The sequence below is a fragment of the Cupriavidus sp. SK-4 genome, from assembly GCF_000611125.1.
In the GTDB taxonomy this organism is placed as follows: domain Bacteria; phylum Pseudomonadota; class Gammaproteobacteria; order Burkholderiales; family Burkholderiaceae; genus Cupriavidus; species Cupriavidus necator.
In genome coordinates this window covers 1-1,628 of sequence record NZ_JFJW01000118.1, presented here as the reverse complement: position 1 = coordinate 1,628, position 1,628 = coordinate 1, and the positions used below count along the sequence as shown (strand labels likewise).

The window sequence follows — 1,628 nt, the reverse complement described above, 5'->3', positions numbered from 1 at the left end:
TGGCCGCGGGGCGGGACGCGCGCGACAAGCTGGCCGGCAGCGCCCGCCAGGCCCAGCAGCACAGCCAGGCCGTGGCGGAGAAGGCCGGCAGCCAGATCGCGCAGTACCGCGGCGCCTACGACGAGCTGCTGCGCATGGCGCGCGGGCTGGAAGCCGAACGCCAGCGCCTGGCGGCCGAGGCCACGGCGCGGCAGACCGCGCTGTCGCGTTGCGAGGCGGCCAACGCCCAGCTCTACGCGGTCGGCCAGGACATCCTGCGTGCCTACGAAACCGTGGACCTGGGCACCGTGCTGGCCGCGCGCCAGCCGTTCGCGGCGCAGAGCCGCGTGCGCTACGAGCAGATCGCGCAGGAGTACGGCGACAAGCTCTACCAGGGCCGCTTCGACGCACGCAGCACCGGCGAGGCCGCAGCGCCGCAGGCGGATGCTGCGCCGGCGAAGGCCGAGCCCCAGCCCAAGGCCGAAGCCGGCATCGCCGCGCCGCGCCTGTGACATGAATCGCGGCAAGACACTTTGCCTTGCCGCACCACGTTTTGCTTTCAAGGAGTTGCCATGACCGAATCCGTTTCCGTTGCCGCCGAAGCCACCGCAGCCGCCGCGCCGGCGCTGCTTGCCGCCGTCAATGCCGAGCAGGTGGCCCAGGCCATCCGTGCGGCCGGCTGCGCCGTCAACATCATCGAAGAGGAGGGCGTTGCGCGCCTGCATAGCGCCAGCCACGGCATCGGCTTCCAGGTGCTGTGGGGCAACCGGCTGGCGAGCGGCCAGTACCTGGACTTCACGCTGAGCTGCCCGCTGCGGGTTGAGGGCGGCACCTTGCCCGATGCGCTGCTGGCCGAATGGCATCGCAGCCGGCGCTTTGCCCGCGTTGCCGCGCACGGCGATTTCATCGTGCTGGAGATGGATGTGATGGTGACCGGCGGCGTCAGCGAGGAATACCTGTCGGTGTCGCTGCAGCTGTGGACGCAGATGATGGGCCAGTTCTTCCTGCACCTGCGCAATTACCGGCCGGAAGCACCGGAAGCGCCGGAAGCGCCGGAACGGGCCGACGGGCTGCAGCCCGCCGCCTCGGCCGGCTCCCCCGCCGTCGCCGAGGCCTGACCGCGGCAGCGGCCAGGCAGGCGCACGGCTTCGAGGGCGGCGCGAAGGAAAAGGTGTTCCGGGGGCGCGCTGTCCTCTTTTTTGCCTTGTAATCCCAACGTCATGCGGGGTCTTTACGATCCCAGTCGATATCGCGTCGGCCACACCGCCGGCCGCATCGAAGGATCCGGGCGGACACAACGCCTGCGCCGGACCGGCACGCACCCCTATGAACAGGTCACCCGATCTCCATGGCATGTCTGGCTGCCTCCACCGGTGCGCGCGCATTGGCAGGGTGCGCCGCCGCCATCTCGCTCGCAACGAGCCTGGCGTGGCCAGGCGTGGGCAGGGCCGCCGCGGAGATGGCCTTTGACCTGCCAGCCCAACCGTTGAAGGCGACGCTTTCGCGTTACGACGCGCAGACCAATATGTCTGTCTTCTATCCATCCGAGCTGGCCGAAGGCCGCACCTCGCATGCCGTGCATGGCACGCTGACGCCGGAGCAGGCGCTGCACCGCCTGCTGCAGGGCACGGGGCTTGCCGCCCGGGCCG

Annotated in this window: 2 protein-coding genes and 1 pseudogene; all 3 read left to right on the top strand. The window is 70.5% G+C overall.

Annotated elements, in window-relative coordinates:
- Positions 1 to 491, top strand: a pseudogene (locus CF68_RS37775) (hypothetical protein); the annotation flags it as partial.
- A 60-nt stretch (positions 492 to 551) separates the two neighbouring features.
- A complete protein-coding gene (locus CF68_RS25065) occupies positions 552 to 1,097 on the top strand; it encodes a YbjN domain-containing protein (RefSeq protein ID WP_051591675.1) in 546 nt (181 codons plus the stop codon).
- Between the two features lie 230 nt (positions 1,098 to 1,327).
- The coding region (locus tag CF68_RS39210; RefSeq protein WP_035824116.1) for a secretin and TonB N-terminal domain-containing protein at positions 1,328 to 1,628 on the top strand (301 nt) is incomplete at its 3' end.